The sequence below is a fragment of the Vibrio sp. 2092 genome (assembly GCF_033339635.1).
Lineage (GTDB): Bacteria > Pseudomonadota > Gammaproteobacteria > Enterobacterales > Vibrionaceae > Vibrio > Vibrio alginolyticus.
The window spans coordinates 1-24,302 of record NZ_JAWOUY010000036.1 but is presented as its reverse complement, the minus strand read 5'-3'; the positions used below and the strand labels follow the sequence as shown (position 1 = coordinate 24,302).

Annotated in this window: 33 protein-coding genes; all 33 read right to left on the bottom strand. The window is 51.3% G+C overall.

Annotated features, from left to right (window positions below):
• Nucleotides 1-202 (bottom strand): hypothetical protein (locus R7P80_RS29195; protein WP_042632561.1); only part of this gene is annotated, 202 nt, incomplete at its 3' end.
• 72 nt (nt 203-274) lie between these two features.
• Complete coding sequence (locus R7P80_RS29190) at nt 275-598, bottom strand: hypothetical protein (RefSeq protein WP_015058952.1); 324 nt, start codon at nt 596-598, stop codon at nt 275-277.
• The gene (locus tag R7P80_RS29185) at nt 540-2,267 is read right to left on the bottom strand and encodes a toprim domain-containing protein (RefSeq protein WP_000122922.1); all 1,728 of its coding nucleotides are present in this window, start codon (nt 2,265-2,267) and stop codon (nt 540-542) included. The genes R7P80_RS29190 and R7P80_RS29185 overlap by 59 nt, the downstream gene beginning before the upstream one ends.
• Before the next feature lie 177 nt (nt 2,268-2,444).
• Nucleotides 2,445-2,831: a hypothetical protein gene (locus R7P80_RS29180; protein ID WP_001077336.1), complete on the bottom strand. Its 387-nt coding sequence runs from the start codon at nt 2,829-2,831 to the stop codon at nt 2,445-2,447.
• Between the two features lie 106 nt (nt 2,832-2,937).
• Nucleotides 2,938-3,084 (bottom strand): hypothetical protein, encoded by a 147-nt coding sequence (locus R7P80_RS29175; RefSeq protein WP_001032043.1) that lies wholly within the window; start codon nt 3,082-3,084, stop codon nt 2,938-2,940.
• Between the two features lie 205 nt (nt 3,085-3,289).
• Nucleotides 3,290-4,141: a hypothetical protein gene (locus tag R7P80_RS29170; RefSeq protein ID WP_000595210.1), complete on the bottom strand. Its 852-nt coding sequence runs from the start codon at nt 4,139-4,141 to the stop codon at nt 3,290-3,292.
• A 74-nt stretch (nt 4,142-4,215) separates the two neighbouring features.
• Entirely contained in the window at nt 4,216-4,773 is a 558-nt protein-coding gene (locus R7P80_RS29165; protein ID WP_000064432.1) for a hypothetical protein, read from the bottom strand.
• A gap of 73 nt (nt 4,774-4,846) precedes the next feature.
• Entirely contained in the window at nt 4,847-5,089 is a 243-nt protein-coding gene (locus R7P80_RS29160; RefSeq protein ID WP_405532174.1) for a hypothetical protein, read from the bottom strand.
• Nucleotides 5,079-5,348, bottom strand: a complete 270-nt coding sequence (locus R7P80_RS29155) for a hypothetical protein (RefSeq protein WP_000184110.1) — start codon at nt 5,346-5,348, stop codon at nt 5,079-5,081. Before R7P80_RS29155 ends, R7P80_RS29160 begins: the two co-directional genes overlap by 11 nt.
• Nucleotides 5,341-5,946: a 5'-deoxynucleotidase gene (gene yfbR / locus R7P80_RS29150; RefSeq protein ID WP_000071870.1), complete on the bottom strand. Its 606-nt coding sequence runs from the start codon at nt 5,944-5,946 to the stop codon at nt 5,341-5,343. The genes R7P80_RS29155 and yfbR overlap by 8 nt, the downstream gene beginning before the upstream one ends.
• Nucleotides 5,947-6,017: 71 nt before the next feature.
• Nucleotides 6,018-6,221, bottom strand: a complete 204-nt coding sequence (locus tag R7P80_RS29145; RefSeq protein ID WP_000050847.1) for a hypothetical protein — start codon at nt 6,219-6,221, stop codon at nt 6,018-6,020.
• A 201-nt stretch (nt 6,222-6,422) separates the two neighbouring features.
• Entirely contained in the window at nt 6,423-8,876 is a 2,454-nt protein-coding gene (locus R7P80_RS29140; RefSeq protein WP_001187969.1) for a phosphoadenosine phosphosulfate reductase, read from the bottom strand.
• 87 nt (nt 8,877-8,963) lie between these two features.
• Nucleotides 8,964-9,350: a hypothetical protein gene (locus R7P80_RS29135; protein ID WP_000042274.1), complete on the bottom strand. Its 387-nt coding sequence runs from the start codon at nt 9,348-9,350 to the stop codon at nt 8,964-8,966.
• A gap of 232 nt (nt 9,351-9,582) precedes the next feature.
• The gene (locus R7P80_RS29130; RefSeq protein WP_001093867.1) at nt 9,583-10,137 is read right to left on the bottom strand and encodes a hypothetical protein; all 555 of its coding nucleotides are present in this window, start codon (nt 10,135-10,137) and stop codon (nt 9,583-9,585) included.
• A gap of 73 nt (nt 10,138-10,210) precedes the next feature.
• Nucleotides 10,211-10,642, bottom strand: coding sequence for a hypothetical protein (locus R7P80_RS29125; RefSeq protein ID WP_000687894.1), 432 nt, complete (start codon nt 10,640-10,642; stop codon nt 10,211-10,213).
• A 60-nt stretch (nt 10,643-10,702) separates the two neighbouring features.
• Complete coding sequence (locus R7P80_RS29120) at nt 10,703-12,328, bottom strand: DNA cytosine methyltransferase (RefSeq protein WP_000201432.1); 1,626 nt, start codon at nt 12,326-12,328, stop codon at nt 10,703-10,705.
• 77 nt (nt 12,329-12,405) lie between these two features.
• On the bottom strand, nt 12,406-12,708 hold the full coding sequence (locus tag R7P80_RS29115) for a hypothetical protein (protein WP_000410925.1): 303 nt from the start codon (nt 12,706-12,708) through the stop codon (nt 12,406-12,408).
• A 77-nt stretch (nt 12,709-12,785) separates the two neighbouring features.
• Nucleotides 12,786-13,130, bottom strand: a complete 345-nt coding sequence (locus tag R7P80_RS29110) for a hypothetical protein (protein ID WP_000209093.1) — start codon at nt 13,128-13,130, stop codon at nt 12,786-12,788.
• A gap of 191 nt (nt 13,131-13,321) precedes the next feature.
• Nucleotides 13,322-13,675, bottom strand: coding sequence for a hypothetical protein (locus tag R7P80_RS29105; protein WP_000994741.1), 354 nt, complete (start codon nt 13,673-13,675; stop codon nt 13,322-13,324).
• Between the two features lie 68 nt (nt 13,676-13,743).
• Nucleotides 13,744-13,935 carry a hypothetical protein gene (locus R7P80_RS29100; protein WP_000651508.1) on the bottom strand — a complete coding sequence of 64 codons (192 nt, stop codon included), beginning with the start codon at nt 13,933-13,935 and terminating at the stop codon, nt 13,744-13,746.
• Nucleotides 13,936-13,992: 57 nt separating this feature from the next.
• Complete coding sequence (locus tag R7P80_RS29095) at nt 13,993-14,268, bottom strand: hypothetical protein (protein ID WP_000340223.1); 276 nt, start codon at nt 14,266-14,268, stop codon at nt 13,993-13,995.
• A gap of 4 nt (nt 14,269-14,272) precedes the next feature.
• Entirely contained in the window at nt 14,273-14,725 is a 453-nt protein-coding gene (locus R7P80_RS29090) for a hypothetical protein (RefSeq protein WP_001176699.1), read from the bottom strand.
• Nucleotides 14,715-15,104, bottom strand: a complete 390-nt coding sequence (locus R7P80_RS29085) for a hypothetical protein (protein ID WP_000026577.1) — start codon at nt 15,102-15,104, stop codon at nt 14,715-14,717. The genes R7P80_RS29090 and R7P80_RS29085 overlap by 11 nt, the downstream gene beginning before the upstream one ends.
• 61 nt (nt 15,105-15,165) lie before the next feature.
• Nucleotides 15,166-15,390, bottom strand: a complete 225-nt coding sequence (gene yfaE / locus R7P80_RS29080) for a class I ribonucleotide reductase maintenance protein YfaE (RefSeq protein WP_001102700.1) — start codon at nt 15,388-15,390, stop codon at nt 15,166-15,168.
• A gap of 65 nt (nt 15,391-15,455) precedes the next feature.
• Nucleotides 15,456-16,340 carry a hypothetical protein gene (locus R7P80_RS29075; protein ID WP_000477209.1) on the bottom strand — a complete coding sequence of 295 codons (885 nt, stop codon included), beginning with the start codon at nt 16,338-16,340 and terminating at the stop codon, nt 15,456-15,458.
• A gap of 73 nt (nt 16,341-16,413) precedes the next feature.
• Nucleotides 16,414-16,914 carry a hypothetical protein gene (locus R7P80_RS29070; RefSeq protein ID WP_000793769.1) on the bottom strand — a complete coding sequence of 167 codons (501 nt, stop codon included), beginning with the start codon at nt 16,912-16,914 and terminating at the stop codon, nt 16,414-16,416.
• A gap of 90 nt (nt 16,915-17,004) precedes the next feature.
• Nucleotides 17,005-17,544, bottom strand: coding sequence for a hypothetical protein (locus tag R7P80_RS29065; RefSeq protein WP_000018872.1), 540 nt, complete (start codon nt 17,542-17,544; stop codon nt 17,005-17,007).
• 264 nt (nt 17,545-17,808) lie between these two features.
• Nucleotides 17,809-18,144: a hypothetical protein gene (locus R7P80_RS29060; protein ID WP_001447572.1), complete on the bottom strand. Its 336-nt coding sequence runs from the start codon at nt 18,142-18,144 to the stop codon at nt 17,809-17,811.
• Nucleotides 18,145-18,205: 61 nt separating this feature from the next.
• Nucleotides 18,206-20,002 (bottom strand): VWA domain-containing protein, encoded by a 1,797-nt coding sequence (locus tag R7P80_RS29055; protein WP_015063568.1) that lies wholly within the window; start codon nt 20,000-20,002, stop codon nt 18,206-18,208.
• A gap of 84 nt (nt 20,003-20,086) precedes the next feature.
• Nucleotides 20,087-21,364 carry a DUF3150 domain-containing protein gene (locus tag R7P80_RS29050; RefSeq protein WP_000170087.1) on the bottom strand — a complete coding sequence of 426 codons (1,278 nt, stop codon included), beginning with the start codon at nt 21,362-21,364 and terminating at the stop codon, nt 20,087-20,089.
• Nucleotides 21,365-21,563: 199 nt separating this feature from the next.
• Nucleotides 21,564-22,574, bottom strand: a complete 1,011-nt coding sequence (locus R7P80_RS29045) for a YqaJ viral recombinase family protein (protein ID WP_000706865.1) — start codon at nt 22,572-22,574, stop codon at nt 21,564-21,566.
• Nucleotides 22,575-22,636: 62 nt separating this feature from the next.
• Nucleotides 22,637-23,626 carry a phage recombination protein Bet gene (gene bet, locus R7P80_RS29040; RefSeq protein ID WP_001282585.1) on the bottom strand — a complete coding sequence of 330 codons (990 nt, stop codon included), beginning with the start codon at nt 23,624-23,626 and terminating at the stop codon, nt 22,637-22,639.
• Between the two features lie 94 nt (nt 23,627-23,720).
• On the bottom strand, nt 23,721-24,251 hold the full coding sequence (gene ssb, locus R7P80_RS29035; RefSeq protein ID WP_411979031.1) for a single-stranded DNA-binding protein: 531 nt from the start codon (nt 24,249-24,251) through the stop codon (nt 23,721-23,723).
• Nucleotides 24,252-24,302: the final 51 nt, after the last annotated feature.

The following is a 24,302-nucleotide window of genomic DNA, read 5'->3' as shown; positions in this document are numbered from 1 at the left end:
AGCAAGCCAACTTGTCGTCAAAATCGGTGTTGCAAAAACGGGAGTGACCATAGATTCCGTTTTCTGAGACGACCCCTACAATACCGACACCGATGGCTGTTACGGCGACCTTACGCAGGTCTTCACCGATAGCTCCCAGAGTCTTCTTGTCAGGAGAGAAAAGACGCACAAACCACGTCTTAATACGCAAAAACTTTTTCATGATTACCTCCATAGTTGAAGAGGAGGCGAATCATGCCTGAGAGGGCATGAACACCCCCTCAGGGTTAAAGTTTTAGGCAGACAAAGCTGTTGGCTTCGCCTTGTTCATCTTCATTGAGTTAATGATCTTCGTCGCTTCATCAGCAAACGGGCCAGTAACTTGGATAGGCTCCCTTCTTGCGAAGGAGGCTGTCACCATCATTCTCTGGCCGTGCATCAGATGACGATACCGAGACCGCATAAGCTCAACGTAGGCCGCAGAGTCCCCCTCCCACCCCTCAGGGGGAGAGAAGGGGCACACCGCGTCGTTACCAGGCGTTGTATCAACCTTCGAGACATCAATGACGGCCATACTCAGCTCTCCTTCTCGCAATGAAATCGCGCAGGTAGCGAGCATTCGGGAAACCGAGGCTTCCCTGACTCATCAGGACATCGTTCCAGTCAATCCCTTTCGCTCTGGGCGGGATCGGGAGCTTAGGCAGCAGGACGTACACACGAATGCCGCGCTTCTCCAGCTTGGCTTTCAGCACGTTCGCTGACTTCTCCCCAGTCACAGACTTATCTTTGTCAGCCCAGATCAGTACGGTGTGAACACCTTCTGGAACCTCGAAGGACTCCATTAGGGTGGCATTGACCGTTGACCAAACCGGGATTTGAGTGACTCGATAAGCTGACAGAGCTGTTTCCAGCCCTTCTGCAACACCCAGGATACCCTCAGTCGGTTCACCGAGGCGGATGGCCGCGCCATTGACATCCAAACCGTCAGGAATGGGCATCATCTTTTTGGCGTTGCCGACCTTGGCTTTTTTACCGTTTTGGGTGAGATAGGTGCGGTGGAGCGTTACCAGGTTGCCTTCCACATCTCGGATAGCGCAGACGATAGCCGGGAATTTCCCAACTTCATTGCCATCTTCGTCGTAGTAGGCCATAGCCGGATTGAACCGCAGACAGTCTGTTTTTTCTACTTCATCAACTTTGAACAGCAGCTCGCGGTTTTTGAAGTACAGACGCATTGGCTCAGTCACATGACTGGAGAACGGCAAACACTCGTTCCATACCTTCTCGATTTTCTCACGGAGACGAGCACTGTAAGCGCGTTCGCGCTCCATTCTCTTCTCCATTTCTTCTTGGAGCTCAAGCAACCAAGGCTTAGGTTGTTCACGAAACATCGGAACAACTTTCGGCTTATTTTCGCTGCTTTGCTCTTCCGGTTGTGTGGCCGCAGGTTGTACTTGCGGTGCCGGAGTTTCTACCTTGCGGTTGACCACAGGGGCCGACTCAACATGGTGACTCACCGGCTCAACACCACCGTTCGAGCGAGCGCGGAACTGCGTTACCGTAGCGCCGCGACGTTCCACCAGCCAGGTGTTGCGATGCGTTTGCATAGGTTGTTCTCTCACAACATTCCCCTGCTCGTCCTTAACTTCAACGACGACAGTTACAGGCTCGCGCCCGAGGTTTGTCATGACGATCTCATCCCCATACTTGGCTTCACTTTCACCAATGGCTCTTTCAAGATCCACGCCCCAGATGGTGCGTTCCAAACCGCTCTTGTCACGGATGAAGGCAAAGTAGCTGAGCTCGTTGTCTTCGTTATGCTCATAAGGAGCTTTACCGTGGGCAATCAGAGTACCGGCAATGGATTTTTTACGATTCTTGGAATCGAGAACCTTGTTATTCACCTTCATAGGCTCTTGCTGAACAGGCGCTTTGGCCTGGACAGGAGCTCGTGTCGGTGCAGCGGCTTGTTGATACTGGGGTTGCTCTTTCTCAACGCCCAGATAATCACCAACCTCGCTCAGGCACTGTTTAAAGTCCCAGTTATTGAGCCACATCAGCAGCTCAAAACCATCATGATTGGCACCGCATGTATTGCATACGCCGCCACCAGTCAGGTGGGCATCCTTGAACAGTCGGAAGCCATCTTTCCCGCCGTGGATAGGACAAGAAACATGACGACCAGGTTTACGGAGAGCTGGTTCAAGATGGGGCGCTAGGGCCGCCAGGATGAATAGCCAGTTTCCGTTTGCAGCTTCACGAACGGTGTCAGCTTTGTAGTAAGACATAGGTTTTCTCCTTAGCGTGAACCCCAGCATCGAGGCTTCCTTAAACCCCCGTCGCCAGGGTTTTAAGGAAACCCCGACACCGGGAGAATGTGCCAAGGAGGCTCCCCAGCCGGGGAGTTCTCCCCGGCGAGGGGTTTAAAAAGGTCGCCCCCGAAACGGAGGCGAATTTTGTGAATATCACAAGCACAAATGAGCGCCCTCTTCCGAGGCCATCATGATTGTGACATCTGCGGTTACAGGATCTGACTTAATCACAACCTCAGTGGGTTTGAAAAAGCCATCTACAGTGGGCATGGGGTAATAAAGACGAATCTTTCCCCAATTCTTGTTGTCGGTAAAAGCGACCTTTGTTTGAGCAACACAAAGCTGCAAAAACATGAAAAGGAAGTCTTCTACCGAGTGCTTACCATCTGCACCAAATACTCCATCGACAATTGCCGGGGTCACTGCCACATTGGTCAGGAAACCAGCTTGTTTACCGATGGAAGATTGGTCCACCAGCAGACCATCATTGATGGCTTGTTGACGGATTTGGGCGAGGTCCAATTTAGCTACTTGGTTCATAAGGTGTACTCCAAAGTTAATGGGTACACCTACCCCGTGCGGGGAAGTGTACCCGCATGGGTTATTGAAAGGTCACGGCCAAAGCCGAGCTTTAAGGTTCCGAGTTTTACGCTGGCTGAATGCGCCAAAGAACGGTCGGAGGAAACGAGTCAGCGACACGCTTCACATTCGCGTAAAGAGTGTCCGTAAAGACACGCTCTAAGCGACGACCACCTTGACGATAAACCAACTTAAAGTCTTGGAATTTGTTCATGGATACCTCCAGAAATAACGGGAGGTATCTCCAGCAGGAGATAGACTCCCGCAGGGATTAATAAATTAACGTTAATTTGCTGTTTGTTTTTGGCGACCAGCTATCGCACTTTTCGCTCTCCGAAGAGAACAAAATCTGCTTACTGATGGTATTCACCATGAGTAAGAAGACTTGGGAAGTAAAGCAGGGGTTTCCCCCTGCCTTGTTATGCCGCTTTGAGGTGGCGAGAGAAAAAGTCCCTGGTTTGCTGGATAGCTCCCCGGAGAAGTTCTCGTCTGTAGCCAGCGTAGCTCTTGTCATCACTGGCAACGGTCAAGCCGTGCAGACTCTCTTCACCCAGGACAATCTCGTTTTCACGAGAGAGTACCTCAACACGTAGGCCAAGCACTCGCTCTTTCCCTTCCAGGATAGAACAAATTGTTTGGTCTCTTACTTCGTCATCCCAGTGGCCCATATCGAAATCCCGCTCAGGGAGTTCAGTAACACGCACCAGGTAGTTTTCAGTGGCCCGTTCCCAAACCACTTCATCTTCGCATGGAGAGGCCTCGATCAGCGAGTACCCGTCCGCTTCGAGCTTCTTGGAAAGACTTTTTACATCATCCGCCAGCTCCAGCACAAAGCGTTCCCAGAGGTCTTGCCAGCGCTCGACCATATCCTGGTTAATCCCTTCAATGCCGGTGCCAATCATGGAATCATCATCAGGGAAGATCCCTGTGAAGTCCACGTTGTCGTCGATGTTCATGCAGTTCCAATGGCTGTAGTGATGCCCGTGACTATTCCGAGTAATGGACAGGTCACAGGAACCATATTCGCGGAGGACAGAAAGCATATTCTCAATGTCTTTCTGTGCCATCAGGTTCTTCACGCGGCTGACAGCATCCACTTGGCCGGGCTCAGTGCTGAATAGGCGATTCATGAGAGCTTTGACGTCATCAACGCTCAAATCCCCGTAGAAGGCTACGCCATCCCCCTGGCAGTATCCGAGACTGTACTCAATCGTCAGATCATCCGGGTATCCACACTTAACCAGTTCGTTTTGAAAATGCTGTTTAATCATTGGTATCTCCTTAATTTCAGAGGGAGACACCATCCCCTCAGGGACCGATGTCCCCCGTGGGGTTAATGTTTGGGTTAAGAAGCCTTGCGGCTTAATTCAGTATCAAATCGAGGACCTTTGAGAACCGCAGTTTTCATAACCTCGAAGTTTCTTGGGTAACGCAGCTTTGAAACTGCGCCAGCTCGGATGTCGGCAGCCTCACTTGGAGAGACTAGCCTTAACCCTTCGCTGGTTTCAGCGTAGAACCAACCGGCATAACGCTCATAGGCATTCTGCTGGTACTGTTCAGTCGCCATATTCTTCCGGATCGCCTCTGTTAAGGCCTCAACAACACCGTCATCTTTCGTGATGATGTTGAAAACATGAGAGACAGTCAGGAAGTTCCCAAAGAAGCAGGCTGCCCCAAGCCAAGGCTGGAACATTTCGCCATTTCGCCCCGTCCTCACCATTGGTTCAAACGGGTATGGGCGATAACAGTGATACTGCTCAAACATCGGGTCAAGAACGTTGTCACCCAGGACATCCAGTAAAGTCTGAATACTGTCCGGGTCTTGGCCTGCCCACTTACTCCCATTGCTGAGAATCAGTGTTTTACCGTCAGTACGCTCCAGAGCTTGTTCAAAGTTAGACATAGTGCATTCCTTTTGGTTAGGACGCACCACACCCTCTCGGGATGATGCGCCCGAGTGGGTTAGTTGAGAAGGCTTAGCCGTCAAGTCCGTAAATTACGGCGGAGCCGGGCTCCATCTCGACAACTTGTGCGCTTCCTTCTTCTATCAGCTCCTGCATGTAACCAGACTCAGCATCCGGATTACGTTCGCAGTGTTCGTCCCAGCGTTTCAAAAGCCCTTCTGTGGCTTGTCCGTGGGTCTCACCAAGGCCGATAAACTCATAGTGTCCTGTGTTTACGATGATCACCACCATAGCTAGTGCTCTCCTACAGGTCACTTGGTACATACAGGTCATCTTTGATGGCAGAAAAATCGACAGGAGACTGGTCCCCATAGGTTCGATTCACGCCACCAGCATCATCGACACTGACAAAAACCGTGCGGAGTAAACCGCTGGGCTTTGCAGGGTAAACGATGCTGACATGCTGACCTTTGTACTGTTCTGACAAAGTGCTTTGAAGCTCATCAACCGAACGGAATTTCCGGTCGCGGCCAAAGTCCTTAATCTTGATGTCGCCAGGGATTGGATTAGTCATCGTTACCCCCTGCCAGCAGTTTATCTACTGAATGGCCGAGTCCGTTACCAAACCATTTGTCCAGAGCGTCGATTTCCGGGAAGTCCGATTTCACCTGAGCAACAACACGTTCCATTTTGCTGAGAGCATCCTGGAACTCAAGGCCATTACCTGCGGCCACCTCAAGTTTGCACTTGATGTAAGCGGAGTAGGTATCACAGGCCTTAACCAGTGATTGTTCATAGCCACCGGGAGCGAAGGCTATGGCGACTGCATCCTGGAGTTCTTCGGGAAGAGTCTGGATGAGTTTGTCCTCTGCGGCCTTTTCCAGTCGTTCAAACTCACGCTGCAAAACAGCGTTTGCTTTCTTGACCGGTGTTACAACATCCGAACAGAGAACCTCGGCTGCATCATGCAACGAAGCATGAGCAAGCATGACTGCCAGATCCACCGACTTCCCTTGCTGAATGGCAATATTGCCAGCCAGGTAGGAAAGCAGGGTAACAACAGCGCTGTGTTCCAACACAGACTCCGGTTGAACAGAGTGCATCAGTGACCAGCGTTTGATCAGGCGTTGGCGCAAGGCCAGAGCTAGAAAGCCGAAATTTGAATTAGACATAGTGCCTCCAAAATTGGTTGGAGGTACACCAAAGCCGACCGGGCCTTGGTGTACCCGGTTGGGTTACTTAGTTATCTCGGGTCAAGCTGCTTAGCTATAGCGAGTAAAAACGGATGGAATGGATGATCTTGCGGGACACCCCCAACAAGCTCACGGGCTAAACCGACTGAGTTTGTAGCCAACACCTCTTTGACGGCCAGAATGATTTCATTGTCGATTTCATCCTGGATCTTTCGTTGTTGGTCCACCAGCCGACTTAACTTGTCTAGGCTCATGCTTCTCTCCTTTGTTTGTGGGAGAGAACCCAGGAGGGGTTTCCTCCCGAGGGGTTAGGTTATTGCTGTTTTGGGCCAGCTACCGTTATAGCCAGCAAGCGCTGACAATGAACAAAGAGTATGACAGCCACCTAAAAGGGTAAAACGCTGTAATTGCCCTTTTGGGGTGCAAAAGAAAAAGCCCTCCCGAAGGAGGGCTTTTTATGCGGCCAAGGACAAGCCTTGCTGTCCTCTTTGCAACTCTGTGTCGTCGCGGCGATGTAAGCGTTGAACCGCCTTGATCATCGTTCTGACATGTCGCTCCAAAGAGGCTGGATGGCGTTTTGACAGTAGGTTGATCCAGTCGAGATAGATAGCAAGCGCGGAACCTTCGGTTAGGGCTGCCTGTATCGCCTCATACTGCCCTACGGCACTCTGGACCACATCATTCATCCACTGGGCGTCAGTATTGTCCAAGAGCTCGCAGAGGGCCGTATAAGCCTTCCTTCTGGTCGCGGCCATGTAACGACGAATGTTGGCGTTTCCGCTCCCCTCTCGCCCTTCCATGACGCTCATACAGAATGCGCTGGAGTAACAAAGCATCGCGTCAGTCACGTAGTTAAACCATCGCTCCTGATGCCGTTTCTGTTCTTCCATTGCTTCCTGGTCAAGTTGCTTCTCGATGAACAACCCCGTCGGAGTACGGTGGTGCAGATGGTACTTGAACGTTAAGTGCAAGTTGACCCACCAGCGTACCGTTGCCAGTCTTCCCTTGATTTTTCGCTTCACCAGATCTTTGTACTTAGCATCGCTAAGCACTTTGACATCCTTGCGCTGTTGGATTCCTTCCATCGTCTGTAGCCCTGTAAGGCCCATCTGGTGGTAGGTTTGACCTCTTTGCATCATACGGTGATACAAAGCGCCTTTTCCTTTCGCAAGCTGGATTGCTCCGAACCGAAGGTAGAACTGCGCTGCACTACCGGGCGTATAATGTCCCTTTAGTACAGACTCCCTTAGTCGCGGGTATTCGTTCCAGATGATGAACGCAGCGGAGTCGGGATCGACTTTCACTTCATCATCTTCTGCGAAGCAAACCACCCTTCTCTTTCCGTCTGCGGTATTGATCACTTGCGCTGCCAACGGGTCATCCCCGCCGTCAAAGTAAGCCATTTCCGCTAACGGATCGGCCAAGCCATCAGAAAGCGAACCATCGCCCCAGCGACCAACCTTCAACCACAATGGCTTCGGAATTGGTGACTGAGGAACGGTTTCACACTGCGGCTCGTCTTCCAGCAAGTCCAGATCACCCATCGACCAAACCCTGTGGTAAATCTCCAGGGCATGGAAAGGCTTATCATTGAAATGATGGAAGGCCCACATGAAGTCGATATGGACTAAAGCCTCTTCCGATATGATCCGGAATTGTGGCTCTGCCATTCGACGGTTCCAGTCGTTATCCTCTGCTTGACCAGTAGCCAGCTTGTATGCCAGCTCATCAGCTCTCTTTTGCTCCATGTAGTCCATGCTGCAACAGACATGAAGCAATCGTTCTAGGAAAACAGGACTGTAAACGTCCGGCTGTATTTTGATGTATCCGCCCTCGTAAATCGTTCGACCTACGGGATGGCGGTCTTCCCATGCGTACCGGCGTTTTGCCAAGTAGCGCTGGATGCGGTTCAGCCCCGACATATAGCCATGCCTTTCAGGGTCCGTGGCAAGCAACGTCTCCATTGACTTATCCAACCCAACAGCCTGGCAAGCCCAGCAACCGAAGCGAGCGCCACAGGCGTCACTGGCCTTCTTCTCTGTTGCCGACCACACGCACTCCCCTGTTGCCGCCTTGTAAAGCTCTGCCGTAGTGACATTGCTCTCCAAGTAACTTGGCAGAGGATATGCTGAGCCCATGCCAGCGGATAGTAAGAACTCCCAGACATCACTCGCCAACCAGTTTTTCACCACATACAGCTCACCCCCATCTTTCGTCTTAATGACGCGATCTGAGCTTCCTCGCTGTTTTGCAATGTTGGCCGCACGAATAGTGCTTTCAGCATCACGACTGCCCAGCAAAAGGCAGACTTTCTGTCGAACCTCTTTGGGAAGCTCTCGCATATAAGCTGCCTTCGCTCTTTTGGCAGAGGTGATTTTTAAATCCTGGCTACACTGGCGGGCCGTGGAGTTGGAAAACGTAGGCAACCCCCTCCCAGTAAGGATTCGGCCCGTCCAACTCTGCGAGATCCCAGGCTTTGCTAGAACGATGGTCAGAGGAAGGTTTTCCTTCGCAATGAAACGCTCCAGCTCGGCCAGTTTCTGATCCGCCAGCCACCTTACCTCTGGGCTTTCGATCAGTGTGTCAGTGTGCAAGATGAAGTGGTGCTGGCTGATGGTCGCCCCACTCCTTACAGCCCGGATCAGGGCCATCAGGAACAGGTGCAAGACCGTTTCAGAATCTTTACCACTGGAATAGCCGATCATCATGGTCCACCCATCAATTAAGGCCGTGTGAATGGACTCAACCGATGACGTGATCAACGATGACAGACTGGTTCCTCTACTGGCATCAACGAAGTTCAAATCCTCGTTATCAGTCAGTTCTGACCAAACAGAATCCCACTTATCCCCACGCAAAAGCACTGGGATGGGTTGTTCTGATAGATCAAAGTTTAATGTTTGTTGCATAGGGCCTCCTGGATTAGCAGGGTGCCCATCCCTTCCGGGAAAGCACCCCGGTAGGGTTAAAATTGAATCCTGGCTATCAGACCTGAACTAGCTGCTACTCGACATCTGGTTGTCTTCGTATTGCTGCTTGGCCTGTTTCACCAGATCAATGTCACCGTCTTGCAGCTTTTGAATATCAAGCTGTAGACGAGCCTTGTGTTTCAACAGTTCAGCGACCGCATTATCAATGTGATCAATGAGCGATTGGTTTTTTTGGATGGTGTAACTGTTGAGTTCATCGAGCAGGGGCCATGCAACACTCGAATGAGTGTTGAGCAATGGGTACTCTGCTTCGATCTCACAAACCACACCGTTTGCTCCTTCTCTGTAATGAGGGAACCCGACACGCAGACCGATACGACGATCCAGCGCTGCATTCACAGTACATTCCAAAGAAGTTCGGTTTGAAAAAACATCGTTGACGTTTTTAGACATGCTATATCTCCGTTCAGTTTATGACGGAGCCCCCCTAACAGGAGGTGCTCCCGTCAGGGTTGATAATTTGCTGTTTGTTTTTGGCAGCCAGCTACCGCACTTGAGCGCCTAAGGCACTTTCCGAAGCACCCTGGGAAACCGAGATGCTTGGGAAAGCGCGGGGTTTCCCCCTGCGCTGATTACCCTTTTTAAGGGGCCGGTACGCCGATTTCTCGGCGCACTCAGGTTGAAGCTACACAGTCAAGAACCAACGTTTCATAGGGACGGTGATGTCTATCATCCCGTTTCCACATGGATTCTGGCCCCAGAATCTGTAGGTCGTCTCATAGAAGTCAAACTCAGACAAGGACTGAATCTGCGCTTCTGAGATCGGCTCAAATGGTCCACCGCAACCGATGTGCATATTGAGCCCATAATCTCGAAGCTCTAGCTCTCCGAGATTTATCGTCTTCCCGCCCACACAAGCAACCAAGTTCTGGTTTCTGACGTCGCCTTCTTTGAACAGCAAAGCTGACTCATCGTAGCTCCCATATTGGTTGGTAAACTTCACAATATGCCCGTGCTTAGGTGAGGTTTGTTCCGACAACTCTTTCAGTAATCGCTTTACGCTTTGAAATCTCGCGTACAGAGCTGGCGTAAACTGCCCAGAGTAGTTCAAGTTTGGGCAGATCATTTCAAGCATCTCATCAGGTACAGATTCAAGCCCCATTTGCGCGGCCAATGGCTTCGCCTTTTTCAGACCTTCCTCAAGCACTCTCTGATTTACAAGTTGTTCTAATGTGTTCATTTGACTCTCCACTTTCGAGAGAGCAATGCAAGCCGTCTCCGGACTTACATTGCCCGTTAACGGCTTTATTGGTTTATCCCAAGAGGTACGGAGCTACGCCAGTCAGGAAGCCCATGACTCCCAACACAGCGCCAACCACGCCCAATTTGATTGACAGTTGGACACTTTGATCCGGATGGTTCCAGAACCACTGCCAGACTTCCCAGCGCCTGGCTCTGCGAACCTCAAGATTTACAGTGTCTTTAAAACGAACACCCAGAGCATCTACCGCATCGTAATCCAGCGCGACCGCCAGCTTTGTGATGGATAAATTCCCAGGGTTGCCCATCGCATACCGGAGAACCTTTGCTTTGGTCTCTGGGTTTACGATCATAACCGGCTCCCTCCTGAAAAAACGGGTCTTGTCTTTTCGCTTGGAATCCATGTTGCGGTTATGGAACCTGGCAATGCAGTGTTGAAGGCCTGAATCCTCGGGAGGTAAAGGCACAACAGTTTCGATTTTCATGATTACTCTCCTTTCGGATAGGCCGGAGCAAAGGCCTTTCGGCATTGCCCCGGTGAGTTACTAATGAACCAAAGATGAAGTGACCATGATTGCGTCTCCGGACATCATTACCGGGAGATATTCGCAAGGCTCATGGCCGCAGCTCTTTTTAGTTCCGTTAGGTGAATAGACAGCCAATTGACCATCCATAATGTTGAAGGGCATCCCCTGTTTTTTCGCTGCCGGTGACAGCTTGAGAGTGCCCTTTGCGTCAACCAATGCCGTTGCCCAATGGAAGTCTTCACCACCGATCACCGGCTGTGATTCATCCACGACTTCGACCATGATTGGCATCATTCCAACCCAGCTCCACAGGCTGTTCCCTAATGCGAGGGCTAAAGCCTCGAACGCGGGAAAGACTACCGATTGCCCGAGAATCTGGTGGGCAATAGTGTCCGACAGACCTTGGATGAGTTCCTCTGGTATCCCTTTCACTCGACAATGTTCTGTCGGTGTAAAGATGCGAGACAACTCCGGCTGTTCTGGATGAACAATGAAAGGTTCGGTACTTCTGCATTTTGCATAGTCCTTACCTATGGTGCCGCAAAACTCATCGTCGCCAGTCAGAAGCTGGCGAGAGAACCCCTTGCCAGCAGCTTTGTCTCTCAACTCCTTCTCAGCCAGATAGTCAAATGACTTCCAACGTTCAGAATCGAGCGGAACTGGCTCCAGGATGTCCTGTATGCGACTTTCCTTGGTGCGAACAGGCTGAACCTTCTCAAGTTCAAACCCGTCGATCCCGTGGGAAAGCGCAACAACACAAAGACGCTTGCGGCGCTCAATAACCCCAAACTCATTGCCGTCGAGAATGCGCTCTTGTAGGGAGTAACCCAACGAAGAGAGCACCGAACGAATCACTTCCATCGAAGCGGTGTTCTGGTACTCAGGCACGTTCTCAATCAGCACAACGGCTGGGTTTAGCGCTTCTACGAATTGCAGGAAGTTGAAGAACATGGCACCTGCCGCCTCATGCGATTCGGCAAACTCCAACTTGTTCTTACTGCGACCTGACTTTGACGCGCCGGTACACGGTATGCCCCCCATCAAAACATCCACCTGTGGTGGGCGTTTGCTGAGATTCACAGCCTGGATTGGCGATTCGATAACAATAGAATCTTCGTTCCAAAGCTCCGGGTTATTTGCCAAAGACGAATCGAGATATTTCCCTTCCATCTCCACGGCCACAGATATGGCACTGGCAATTCCCGCCTTGTGAAAACCGGCGTGAATCGCTTTATCAAGCACACCACCCCCATGAAAGAGGCTGCATACCGAAAGCGATTCTCCATTCTCCAGCTTACTGATAAGCCGGTTGACGCGCTCGATCACTCGCTCTTGTTGATGGTGAGCAGAGATCACAATTGCGCCGTTACGGATGAACACGCGGAGCATCTCTACACCGTCAAAAACGGTAGCAAGCTCCTGCACGGTCAGATCGATGATTGGAGACACCCGGCCATTGCGCTCACGCTTACTGATGGTGAACTTACCCTCCTCTTTGACGCGAAGCACAACCTGGGAATCTTTCAGCTCCAGATCATACTTCATGCCAGGATAGTAACCTTCACGCAGTAGCTTTTGGCCTTCCAGCCAGACGCGCTTCTTGCCTCGATGTTCTCCTAACTTGGTGTTTACGATAGTAGCCATGAGCTCTCTCCTTTCGGTTGAGAGGCCACTACCGTCCCAATCGGGAAGTAATGGCCCCGATGGGTTTAAAGTGGTTCTCAGTTCACAGCGATGCCGTGAGACTGAATGGCATTAGCAAAGCCAGCCATTTGTTCAGGGAAGGTGTAGCGGTTGATGTCCTGGCTGCGAGCCAGATTGACATGCACCTTCTTCACCTTCGTTTCGTCAGAGTCGTACTTTTCAAGCGCCAGCTTCTCAGCTTCTTCCGGATCTCGGCCCAGCGAGTAGGCGTAAATCACAGAGGTGAAGCCAAGTCCTGAGCCGAATGCGTAGACTTGTTTCTCGAAATGGACGTCAGCGAAATAGATGCTGAATCCGGATTTGAGGTTATGTTTTTCCATGATGCACTCCAAATAGTTTGGGGGCGCACCACGTCCCGAACCGGGCGGATGCACCCGGTTTAGGGTTAGTAGATTGCTCAAGCTGTTACGCCAGCCTGAGCCTTTATTGCTTCAAGCACGATCTCTGCTTCCTTGATAGAACCAGTGCTGTACAGCTTATGCAGCACCCGGCCAAGGTTCACAGAGATCTTTTCTTTCACTTGGAGATACTTGACATAGAAGTCATACAGTTTCTCCGCCTGCTCAAGGTGGGACATGCTCTCAACGGGAATGGTATTCCCTGGATTGCAGTACCACTTTCCGAGCACCTTTTGTACAAATCCCTCTTTGTCTCCTACGAACTGATTTGTGCCAAACACCCCACTGGTTGGTGAGCGTTGAATAACAGAAATCGGATTCGCAAAGCTGGCAAGAGTAGTCATAGTTGTGGCTCCATGTTTGTCAGGGAACCACCAGCCCGAGGGGCAGTGATCCCCCAAGGGTTATGTAGAATGCTGTTTGTTTGGGGAGGCCAGCTACCTCACTATTCACTCTCGACAGAGAGCAAAATCTTGCTTTCCGAGGGGCACAAACTTTCACATGTGAAAGTCGATGCCACTGGGAAAGCAGGGGGTTAACCCCCCGCTTTAACCCGCGCTAAGCGGTTTAGGATAGACTTCACGCCTTCCCTTACTCCAGATGGATCGTAACCTGCTTCATCGCAGCAGACCACAAATGAGAATGGATGTACCTCATCGGACATCACCCAAGCCATCGTTTCCTGCTTGATTTCACTTCCAGCTCGACCATCAGCAAGGACTCTAAGGCTATGCCATAAAAGCCCATCACGTAACTGCCTTACCTCATCATCAGTCCATTCAGGCTTTGGCTCAAATGGAATGACTTCTGCGGTCTTCGGCTCTTCATCCAGGAAGAAAAGCGGCAGCTCAAGCTGGTTTTCCTTCTGGATCATCTTCACTGCATTCATGGTGACTCCTTTTACGGGCACCATGCCCCCACAGGGGCATGAAGCCCCCAGTGGGGTTACAGTCATAGTTACTTCACGCCTGCCAGTTGAGAATTGATGTTCTCTTCCAGCCAGCCTTGAAGCGATTCAAGGTCACGTTTGTCTTCCGTATTGCTGGCTTTACGTGCATCTTCCGACACAGCGCTCAACATGGCGTTAGCCTCAGCAAGTGATTCAACATTGTTCCCAGGGAACACAATCGTTTGACTGTGATCTTTCATGGTCTTCTCCTTTGAGAATGGAGGACCGTCTCCCATCAGGAAGAGCGGCCCCGTGGGTTAAAAGTAAAAATCCTCCAGCTCTTCATGGTCAGGCTTTCGCTCAACTGGTCGAAGCAACTCAGCTTCATCAGCGAACTCAAGCTCAGGATGAAAAGCAGGATGAAATCCTCGATGCCAGACTGGACGGTCATTATCGAGGTCTAAGTAGCAGTGCCTCCCACTGGCTGGGTGATAGCAGTAAAGCCACTGTCTACCACTAACGGTAAACGGCTTCTCTGCACCTCCACATGCCGGTACAAGGTTATCTGCTGCTATATGCGCTACAGCATCCATAGGATCAGTCCTCATCTTCGTCATCACGAACACAAAGATCACGAGCAACTATTTCCGCAGCTATCAACGCATAATCGTTGCCCTGCCAGAACCACCGCTCCGCCAGCTCATAGGCTTCGCTGGAAGGTTCGCCATAACCATGAGCCACCACGTAATCGTGGAACACTTCATGATCAAATGCCTTGCCATCAGCTTCCATGAACCAACCGACAGGGCACTCCAGAATGCGATGCCTTACGACATCTCGCTCTGAATACCCCTCTCTGACGGCTTGCTCCAACATTTCCCGCGACATACCAGGAGGAGTGATGATCTCTATGCTGATCCCATCACTTCCTGCAAGATTGTCCTCGTATGGAAGACCGGCAAGTGTAAGGTGGTTGCGCTTGCACCAGCCTATGGTCCGAAGTATCCGACTTTTGTCAGACTCCCTGGCCGTGTATCGGTTAAGCTGCATAGCCACCTCCAGCACACTCCCCATCTTCGATTTCACTTCCGAGCTCGACCATTCCAATCAGGTCAAGCTGGGTCATGTCCGAATCCAGAGAGCAGTCAATTGCTGACTGAATGATGCCTTTGTGGGCCAAGCCTAAAACCGACTTAATAGTCGAAAGCAGAGACTCGGCTTCGCTCTCGATCTGCTCCAGAATGTCTTTCCATTCCCAGTGCTCAAACGGTTGCCAAACGACCAGATCCTCAGGTTCGTCTCCCCGTTCTACACACTCAGACAAATACTCATAAGCCTTGCACCAATTCTCTTGTTGGCCCAGTTCACTGAGCACTAGAGCGGTAGCATGACCGTATGCGATTTGTTCAACTTTGGTATTGATAGACATAGTGTTTCTCCTCGTAATGGATAGAGGAGCCCCACCCGCAGGAAAGGCTCCTCCGGATGGGTTAAATTTCCAAGGTCACATCGGTTTTTGCTTTAGCGCAGCAAACCAACACTTCCCCTTCTTTGACAAATGCGATGGGCGTCTCGTCATAAGCCACTTGACCTTCGAGTAGACGAACCCGGCACATGCCACAAAAGCCACTGCGACAATGCGTTTCAACAGTGAGGCCTTTGCTTTCGATTTGCGCCAACAGCACATTGTTGCTGGCTTGAAGTTGTACGTTCATGGTCACGCTCCTTTGTTGTTGATGAGCGCGACCAATCCCCTCCGGGATGTCACGCCCCGGTTGGGCTACTCAGCAAGTGCATAGACACCTACCTCGATGCGAATAAAGAACCTGGCATCTTGAAGAACTTGCCTGACCTTTGCTTGCCAGTGGTTGTTCTCTCGATGCTTTGCGTAGGGTTCAATCTCTTTGTAAATCTGCTCCAGCTTCAACGTTTTCCCCTGTAGGGTTCGGCGTATTGCAGCTTTCCACGTAGTCGAAACCATATTGGTTGCTCGACGGTGTACGGCAGCAAGAAGACAGAGCGATGAGGCAACGTCGTTACGACGAAACACCAACAGCTTTTCATGGGCGATACGCACCAGCTTCCCGGAATACTGAGTTCGGTCACTCACACAGTTGTGCTGTGTTTTGATGATCTCATCCACCAGCTTCCCAGGTGCGATACGTTCCACAAGGCTGGACAGGTTGAAATAATCCCCATCGCGCCTCAGGTTTCCCATGAGGATTCCGTAATGCCCTCCTCGCTCACAGGCGTCATGAATATTCATAACGGCCAGCTCAAGGGCTTCAACGAACTCAGGCAAATTCATGCGGCTCATATCCCATTTGTTGGGCTCGCCCCACTGCTTACCTGAATACTGGATCATGTCCCAGTAAGGAGGGTGCCACCAGATCAGGTGTGCAGGCTCTCCGAGGAACGAAAGGAAGTCATCCCGCAACAGGTTGAACCCCTGATGCAAGTCTGTCCCTTTGAAACGGACACCAAGTTCATTGGCAACGTCGATGCTAGAGCCACCCCCAACACTTGGGTCTGCCACCAGCCCGTTCGGCTTTCTCATGTAAGACTCAATGAAGTCTTTAACGATAAAGCCCGAGCAGTTGCCTCGGTACTTGTTGTTTCCGTAAGGCCCCCTGTTTTCGTAGGAGCATACTGATGATTTGAACATGGCGTCCTCCATCATAGATGGGGCGCACCATGCTCCCATCAGGGGCCGGTTCGCCCCTGGTTAGGGATTAAGATCAAGCGTTATCTGCATACCACCAGCTAAGGCGATTGCAATCACGAAAGAAGGTTGCTTCATCAGGAGCCTTCATCATGACCACATCACCTTCGCAGTAGGTGCATAGCTCAAGCGTTGCTTCATTTTTCCAAAAGGCACTGCACCCCGATTCTTGATACACAACCTCCCATTTGGGATGTCGCAAGTACCGATGGAAGAAATCGAGAGTGTCACCATAAGGGAAGTTGAAGCGCTCCATCACTGAACCATTTTCTGTCAGTTCAGGTTTAACCTTGCCGGTTTTCAAGCGCTTCTTGATGATGCGCTGAACCCAACGAAGTCGTGCAAACAGCCGATTGGTGTCTTTCTCGTACCACTGGGGATTACGCTTGCTCCAGTAGAGCTTGGCGAAGATTTCCCCGGACAAATCCTTCATCTGGTTTTCGTTGAGCTCATCAAGAAAACGTCGAGAAGGTTTGTCGTAGTCAAGAACTGCTTCCAAAGCTGATAGGTTTTTCATAGGGACTCCTTATTGCGATTGCGGAGCCCCGTCCCCTCAGGGCTATCGGAGCCCCATAGGGTTAATTAGGGTTAATGGTTGAACGGCGATTTATCGAGGGTTGGTGAATCGAATGGCTTTACCAACGAAATCGGCCATCAGTCGATTCCCAGTAGAGCTGAAATAGCTCTGCCACTCTTTCCAACCACCAACGGATTCCACCGAGCTTGGAGACTCGAAGATACCCCAGATACGCATTTCACAACCTCGTTGCAATACTCGGTTTACCTGGTCAACCAAGTATTCCTTGTTCTGCAATGAAGAGAGGTTGCAAGGCATCTGCATGATCAGCTTTTCAGCTTGCTCGAAGTCGATTTTTTCAATCAACCCCGTGCGGGTATCCACAGAGAATGGAACCACCTGTTGACCGTGGTTAGACCACAACCAATGGGTGATATAGATCGGATTAACGCCAACTTCCGCTGGCACCAATACGCTGCCGCAAGACCGCAACAGCCAGACCAGACGTAAACCATCGAATCGATCCAGAGACTCCACATCGGTAGTGATGTCATCCTGGTAGATTTCAGGCAGCTTATGTTCGGCGGCGAGAGAGATCATTACGGATTTGAGATTGTTCAGATGAGACATGTGTGCTCCTTAAAGTAACTTGGGCACACAGAGCCTGTCAGGCGCAGTGCGCCCTTAGGCTGAGGTTGAATGCTGTTTGTTTTTGGCGACCAGCTATCGCACGTTTCGCCCTCAGAGAGGACAAAATTCACTTTCTCAGCAACCCTCAATGAAGGCCTCTGAGAAAGTGGGAGGGTATTCCCTCCTCACTTTGATTGTTCCACGAGAGCTGTGTGAACAGGAACGCTCAAACTGCCCTTTTCGGGTGCAAAGCTCAAAGACGCATCAACTGCCCCGTCTTTTCAGTTCTTCGACCAGATGTTCAGGCACCTTACTCGCAGTACAGGCCAGCAATACATCGAGGCCTACCGGCTTGTGAAAGCGCTTATTTGACCAGGAATCGCCAACTGATGACTTTGCCCAGTCGATTGCTTGCCCAAGACGGTGGAACTGCCGCCTGCCTGTGTATCCCATACGACTATCCAAAGTAACACCCTGGAACAGTCTCCAGTACATCGGAGGAATGCGCTTAGCAAGCAGTAAAAAAGGCGTCTCCGGCACTGTAGCCCTTCTACCTTTGTTCCGATGATACAAATCCAAAGATGAATGGAATTGGTTCATAGACTCTCCAAATAAAAACGGCCACCCCCGAAGGGATAGCCGTTTGTCGTTTCACTTCCTGTTAAGCTGCAAAAGCAGTCAATGACCGCTCCATCAACTTAAACAGTGTGCGTTGCAGAGCTGCCGCATCATCAATGACAATGTTCTTTTGGAACAGTCCTGACACTGCGGTAGTCTCTACCCCTATGCCGATCACCTCAACATCGCTTCGTTCACAGAGGTCAATCACTGAGCGACATGCCGGGGCTCTTTGAGGCTGCCCGTCAGTCACTACGATCAACATTTTTCGCTCTTCACGGGTCTTGGTGAGTTCAAAAGCTGCATACCACATAGCTTCCGCCATAGGCGTACCGCCAGTTGCTTTGAACCCAAACCGACCGGCCCGATTCTGAACCGTATCTCCATGCTTCACGACACTGAACACTGGCTGGTTCCGGTTGCCACCAAAAAAGGTGACTGCCGGGTTTACGCCGGGTATTGCTTCCAGAGCCATCGAAATAGCCAAGGACGCTTCCCGCGCAATGTCTTGACGCTCCTTTCCATTGGCGGCCTTGTAGGCCATCGAGGAGCTCATATCAACCAGGATGTGAACCGCCGTATTAGGGCGTTTCTTGGCTTCTGGCTTGAGGAATACGCGGGTATCACCCGTCACTACACGATGTAGTTTCCGAGCATCCACACGCTTCCCTGATCGTTGGTTACGGTGAGCAACTCGCTGGCTGGCCTGGACCAATCCGTAGAGCTGCGTTCTTATCTTTGAAGTGGTGCTCTTCACATCCCCTACCAGGCTTTTGCCAACAGCAGGGTTGTCCTGGGTGTTCACAGCAGAGCGAACAGTCATATAGCTACTGTCCCCCTTATCTTGAGCCACCCGGTTGAGCTCGGCTTTAAGTGCATCATGCGCGTCACCACGCAAATCACCGGCACCGGCATTCAGAACCTGCTGGAGCATTTTGGCCGCGTCTTGTTTCGCCGCGTCAGAATTGCCACCAGCCTGGCTTTGTCCTGCCTTGCTGCCACCATCAGTATCCGACTTGCCTTGGTCGCCCTGTCCTTTCGGATCAGATTTCCCGTTAGCATCGTCTTGCTTCTGGTCTTTACCTTGCTGATCACCACCATTGGCATCAGGCCCTTGGTTTTGATCGTTACCACTTCCGCCCTGACTGTTCTGAGGTTGGTTGCCACCAGCATTCTGCTGGTTGTTACCATCCTGACCATTCTGGGGCTTTTGCTCTTCTTTCTCCTTTTCCTCCTCGATCATCTTGATGATTTGGTCGGCCAAGGATGTCACCTCTGCGGTTGACTTAGTGTTCACAGCCTTACGCAGTAAAGCGTTCAGCCGAACAACAACACCCTGAGGGAACACGCGCTCGAATACGGGGGTAGCCGAATCGAGATAGGGTTGAAGGACGGATTGCCCTACAGCCTTGGTTTGCAACCAGTACAAACAAAACCCTGTCAGAATGGAGGCAGGGGCCTCTTTGTCTGTGACGTGCTCGTAATGACCAGCTTGAGCCATATAGCGAGCAACCTCATTCAGGGTCTGCGACGTACCGGGGAAGAGTTCCATCATGGCCCGTTCTATGCGGCAGTCCTCCAAAACGTTGGACAACTCAGCATGAAGACCTCTGCGGCGCTCAACACCAAAGTCCGTAAACCGGACATGGGCTGCTTCATGGGCCAAATACCCCCAGACAGCATCCATGTGAGGATAGTCGTCGGGGATATTCGGAACCACGATGGTCTTACCATCGGTGTATGCGTCATCGTTACCGATGGCGACTTTGACACCGAGTTTTTCACCATAGGCTGCGGCCACGATTGGTAGAGCGCTGTAAATGGTGCGTTTTTTGGACATATCTTTTCTCCTGGTAGGGAAGGAGATAGTCCACCCCTGGAGGGAATGGCTATCCCCTCCGGGTCGGTTTAGTTGAAGTGACTATTAGAAGAAATAGTCGCCATCGTCGTCAGTTTTAGGCAGCTCCTGGTTGAGAGGCTCCTCTGTCGTCTCCTCTTGGACAGGCTCTTGCTCTACCGGAGTTTCCTCAGGCAAAACCAGCTCATCCTCAACATCAACACGCTCTTCTCGAACCACATCACCGGCATTGGATTCATCTTCCGATTCACCCTCGCCTCGTTCTGCAAAACTCTTGAAGAAGTTGTCGATGTCTTCATCCAGGTCAACAGAGTTACCACCGCTGTTAGTCTGTTCTGATTGAACAGATTCAGTACCACCTACCTGTTGCTGCTTGGTTTCGCCACCCTCTGTTGCAGGGATAAGCTCACCGGCTTTATCGCTTTTCTGTTCGGCCTTTTCATCTTTAGAACGGTCCCCCATCTGGGCTCCCGAACCGCCAATGTCATTAGCCATGCCCTCTACAGTAATCGAGCCATTGGCATACTGCTCGATGCGGTCCCTCTCGCTCATGATCAGCACTGCGGCCACGACCTGATAAAAGAAAGGCGCAACGATGTTTCGGCCATCGGCATGTTGCTCGTATCCCCGGAGGGTTTGGTCGAGCAGCTTGACCAGAGGGTTAAAAGCGCTGTTCAGGAAGCTAAGCCCATCCACCTTGTCGCGGATGTTACGGAGTGTCTGCCGAGTAGTGACCGCACATTGGTCTCGACCGGCCAAACGTTCCATATAGAACTTATTCGCTTCCTGAACCACTTCGGAGATGAGATCGTCACCCAGGCGCTCAACCTTGCGGTTAAGGCGTTTGGCGTTGGCCTCATCTTCGTTCACAGGCTGGATCATGAACACCTGGTACTCAAAGCCAATCCGCTCCTCGACCGTTTCCTTTGGAAGGGCTCCGGCACGGATAGCTCGTTCATACTCAGGGTTCTCCTGACACCATTCATCCACGGCTTTGTTGTAACCTTTGATGAAATCCTGTTTCAGTTGGTTAAACTGAAAGTTGATGTCATTCAGCTTGTTACAGATTTCATCGGTCTTGCTGACGGGTACGGCAAATCCGTTCATGAACGGCATACCGAATTTCAGCAGGAGGCGACGAGTTTCTGTTTTCAGGCGATGAAAGCCTTTCAGCTTAGCCGGATCACAGATCTTCTTACTTCCCAGTTGAGCTACTTTCTCAGGTGGAATTTCACCACCCTCGCCCAGCTTGAGATCAGATGCAGACAAACGGGTTTGTCCACTCCAGATGTCAAAGTCTACGTGGATAACACAGAGGCTTTGTAGATGGTTCACTTTAGTCATGATGCACTCCAAAAAGTTGGGGGCGCACCACGTCCCGAACCGGGCGGATGCGCCCGGTTGGGCTAGTAAATTAACGTTAATTTGCTGTTTGTTTTTGGCGACCAGCTATCGCACTTTTCGCTCTCCGAAGAGAACAAAATCTTGCTTTCCGTTGGAGACTCCCAGAATCCCCAAGGGAAAGCGGGGGAAAATCCCCCACTCACCAGTAGAACGTCTCTACTTCTTCCGGCAAATCATCAAGAGGAGCAAGCACGTCCTCATCAACAATGTACCGTGGCTTCACAGAGCCAGTAACCGTTACACGGCACCGCTCTGATGACTTCTCTCTGTACTGGTCAACATCCTCAGGCTTCACGCCTGACGCCTTATCAGCCAACAGCTTTTTGTAGTCTACCCGGCCAGCCGCTTTGTATCTCGTTACCATCACACCGCAGTAGTCGGCATGGAAGTATTCCCCCATGAGGGACTTCATGGTGTCGAGATGAGGCTTTTGCCTTTCTTGAAGCTCAGACAGTCGCTGTTTCAGCTCCTGAATCTCTGCATCATAGAGGCGGTATTCCTCAGCAGCAGCAATCCAACGGTTGACCTCTTCACCTTGCGGTATGTACAGGTCTCTCTCTGGATCTTTGTCGGGCTCCTTCTTGTCTACTACCTGTTGCCAGAACTTTTTAGCCTCGGCCAAGATTTCTTGAATCATGGCTTCGTCTCGGAGTATTGGAAACTCCTGAATCTGACCTTCAAAGTAGAAGACTAACCAGCCTTGCTTGGCCCCCGTTACCAGGAGCTGGTGTTGCACCTGCGGGTAATAAAGCTGGTATGCCTTGCTGTTTGCTTTCTCAGCACAAACATCTTCCCAGACAGTCGCACTCGGGCTTTTCAGCTCGACGGGCTCCCCGTTATCTCTCAGGCCATCCAGGGAGGCCCTCATGAGCGGGTATTGAACCGATTCGACACAGGCGGGGAGCAGCATGTCATCATACTTCTCCTCGAAAGCGCGTCTTGCAGCATCTTCGTTTTCTATCCCCCGGCGAACCAGCGGATTAAGACTCAGATCGACTTCACGCGCATACCCAGTCTTCTCGGCCCACAGTCTCCATCGTGTTTTGTACGGAGACCGATTGAGCAGGATAGCGGCGTCAGTGGCTGTTACACCTTGACGCCGCCAATCAAGCCAATCTTCCTCGCGTTGCGATAGGTTGACTATTTTCATGGACCTCTCTCCAATGGTTAGGAGGGAGATCTCCCCCAGCGGGGGAGTCCCCCCCGTTGGGGTTAGTAGTAACTGCCTTCCGCGCCCTCCTCTTCTGTAACAGGGATCATGTCCTCGTCACTCAAAGGCGGCATTTCTTCGGCACCAGGTTCAGCATTTGCAGAACCACCAGCGGCGGACTCTTGCTCGTGCGCTTCCTGGTAGTCAGGTTTCGGAGGCTCCATTTGATCCATCTCCTTGTCACGAAGGAATTGAGTCGCATATTGCAGTTCCGAACCTTCATACCGTCCCTTCACATACTCATGCGCCGCAGACCATGCGTTTTCAGCAATGGCGCGATTTGCGAGTTTGGTTAGGATCGGGTCAAGCTCTTTGTGCTCAATAGCCAAAGGCTCTTGGCTTTGAACTTGAGATGGTGAAGGGAGATTGGCAATAGCCGGGTTAATGGCCGATGCCTGCTCCATTTCACGGATGCGTTCAGCTTCATCCTGGTCATAAATACCAGAGAAACCAAATGCGACACGAGAACACTGGATCAGCGACTTGTGCCGGAGTTGACGCTTGGTGTGCGTTTGCCAGGGGCCATCAACAGTGTAAGCACCATTGCGACCTTGACCCTGAAACGGTTCACGGTACACCTCATCAATGAACTCCTTGATGCGGATAGGGCGAGATCTGTCCTTACGGTAAATCACGCATTCAATCCACTCAGGGCAGTCAACTTTCGCCCCCTGCATTCTGACCATCTTGTCCGAATACACGAACTCGACGCCATCATACTGGGGATGCTCGTTGATGATGCGGCTCCAACCATCAACACCTACTACCGGAATGATCCCATTTTGCTTGTCAGGAAACGCATAGATTTCCCGAGTGAAAGGGTTCAAACCGTACTGTTCAGCCACGATCAGGAGCGTCATCATCTGCTCATCGGTCGGGGCACTTCCATCTCGCTGCTTGAATGCGGTCGCCTTCAAAGTTTCATAGAACTTTCGGGTGTCCACGCCAAACCGGCTTGCGATACGGGTTACAAGAGATTTGTTATCAGACATGGTGTTTCTCCAATTCACGAATGAACGGTTTGAGGACACCATGACCCCCTCGGGGCATGAGTGCCCCCGTGGGGTTTAGTAAGAGTTGGCGGTGTTACCCGCCAGCCAAGTGGTGCAGCCGCATGAACGGGATGTCATCATCCCAGCCATCAGGAGCGGGACCATAGCCTCCGCCCATACCACCTTGCGGTGCTGATTGCTGCACAGGAGCAGATTGCGTACCGGCTCCTGTACGTTGCCCTTTTTGGGGCGCTGCACGTTGAGAGTTGTCCTGAGGTGCATTTCCACGACCACCAAGCATCTGCATTTCAACGCAGTGTACTTCGGTGGTGTAGCGCTCGATTTGTTGGCTGTCAGTCCACTTCCGGGTGCGGTTGCTCCCTTCGAGATAGACTTGGGAGCCCTTTTTCAGGTACTCACCAGCGACTTCCGCCAAACGACCTTTAAGCACAATACGGTGCCACTCAGTATGCTCTCTTTGCTCGCCAGACTGCTTATCGCGCCACGTATCCGTTGTTGCAACGTTGAAGTTGGCAACGGCAGTGCCGCTTGGCATGTAGCGAATTTCCGGGTCAGAACCGAGATTACCGACCAGGATTACTTTGTTCACCGAACCTCTACTCATAATTTCTACCTTTTTCCTTTAAATTCATAGGATTAACCATTATCTTTAATC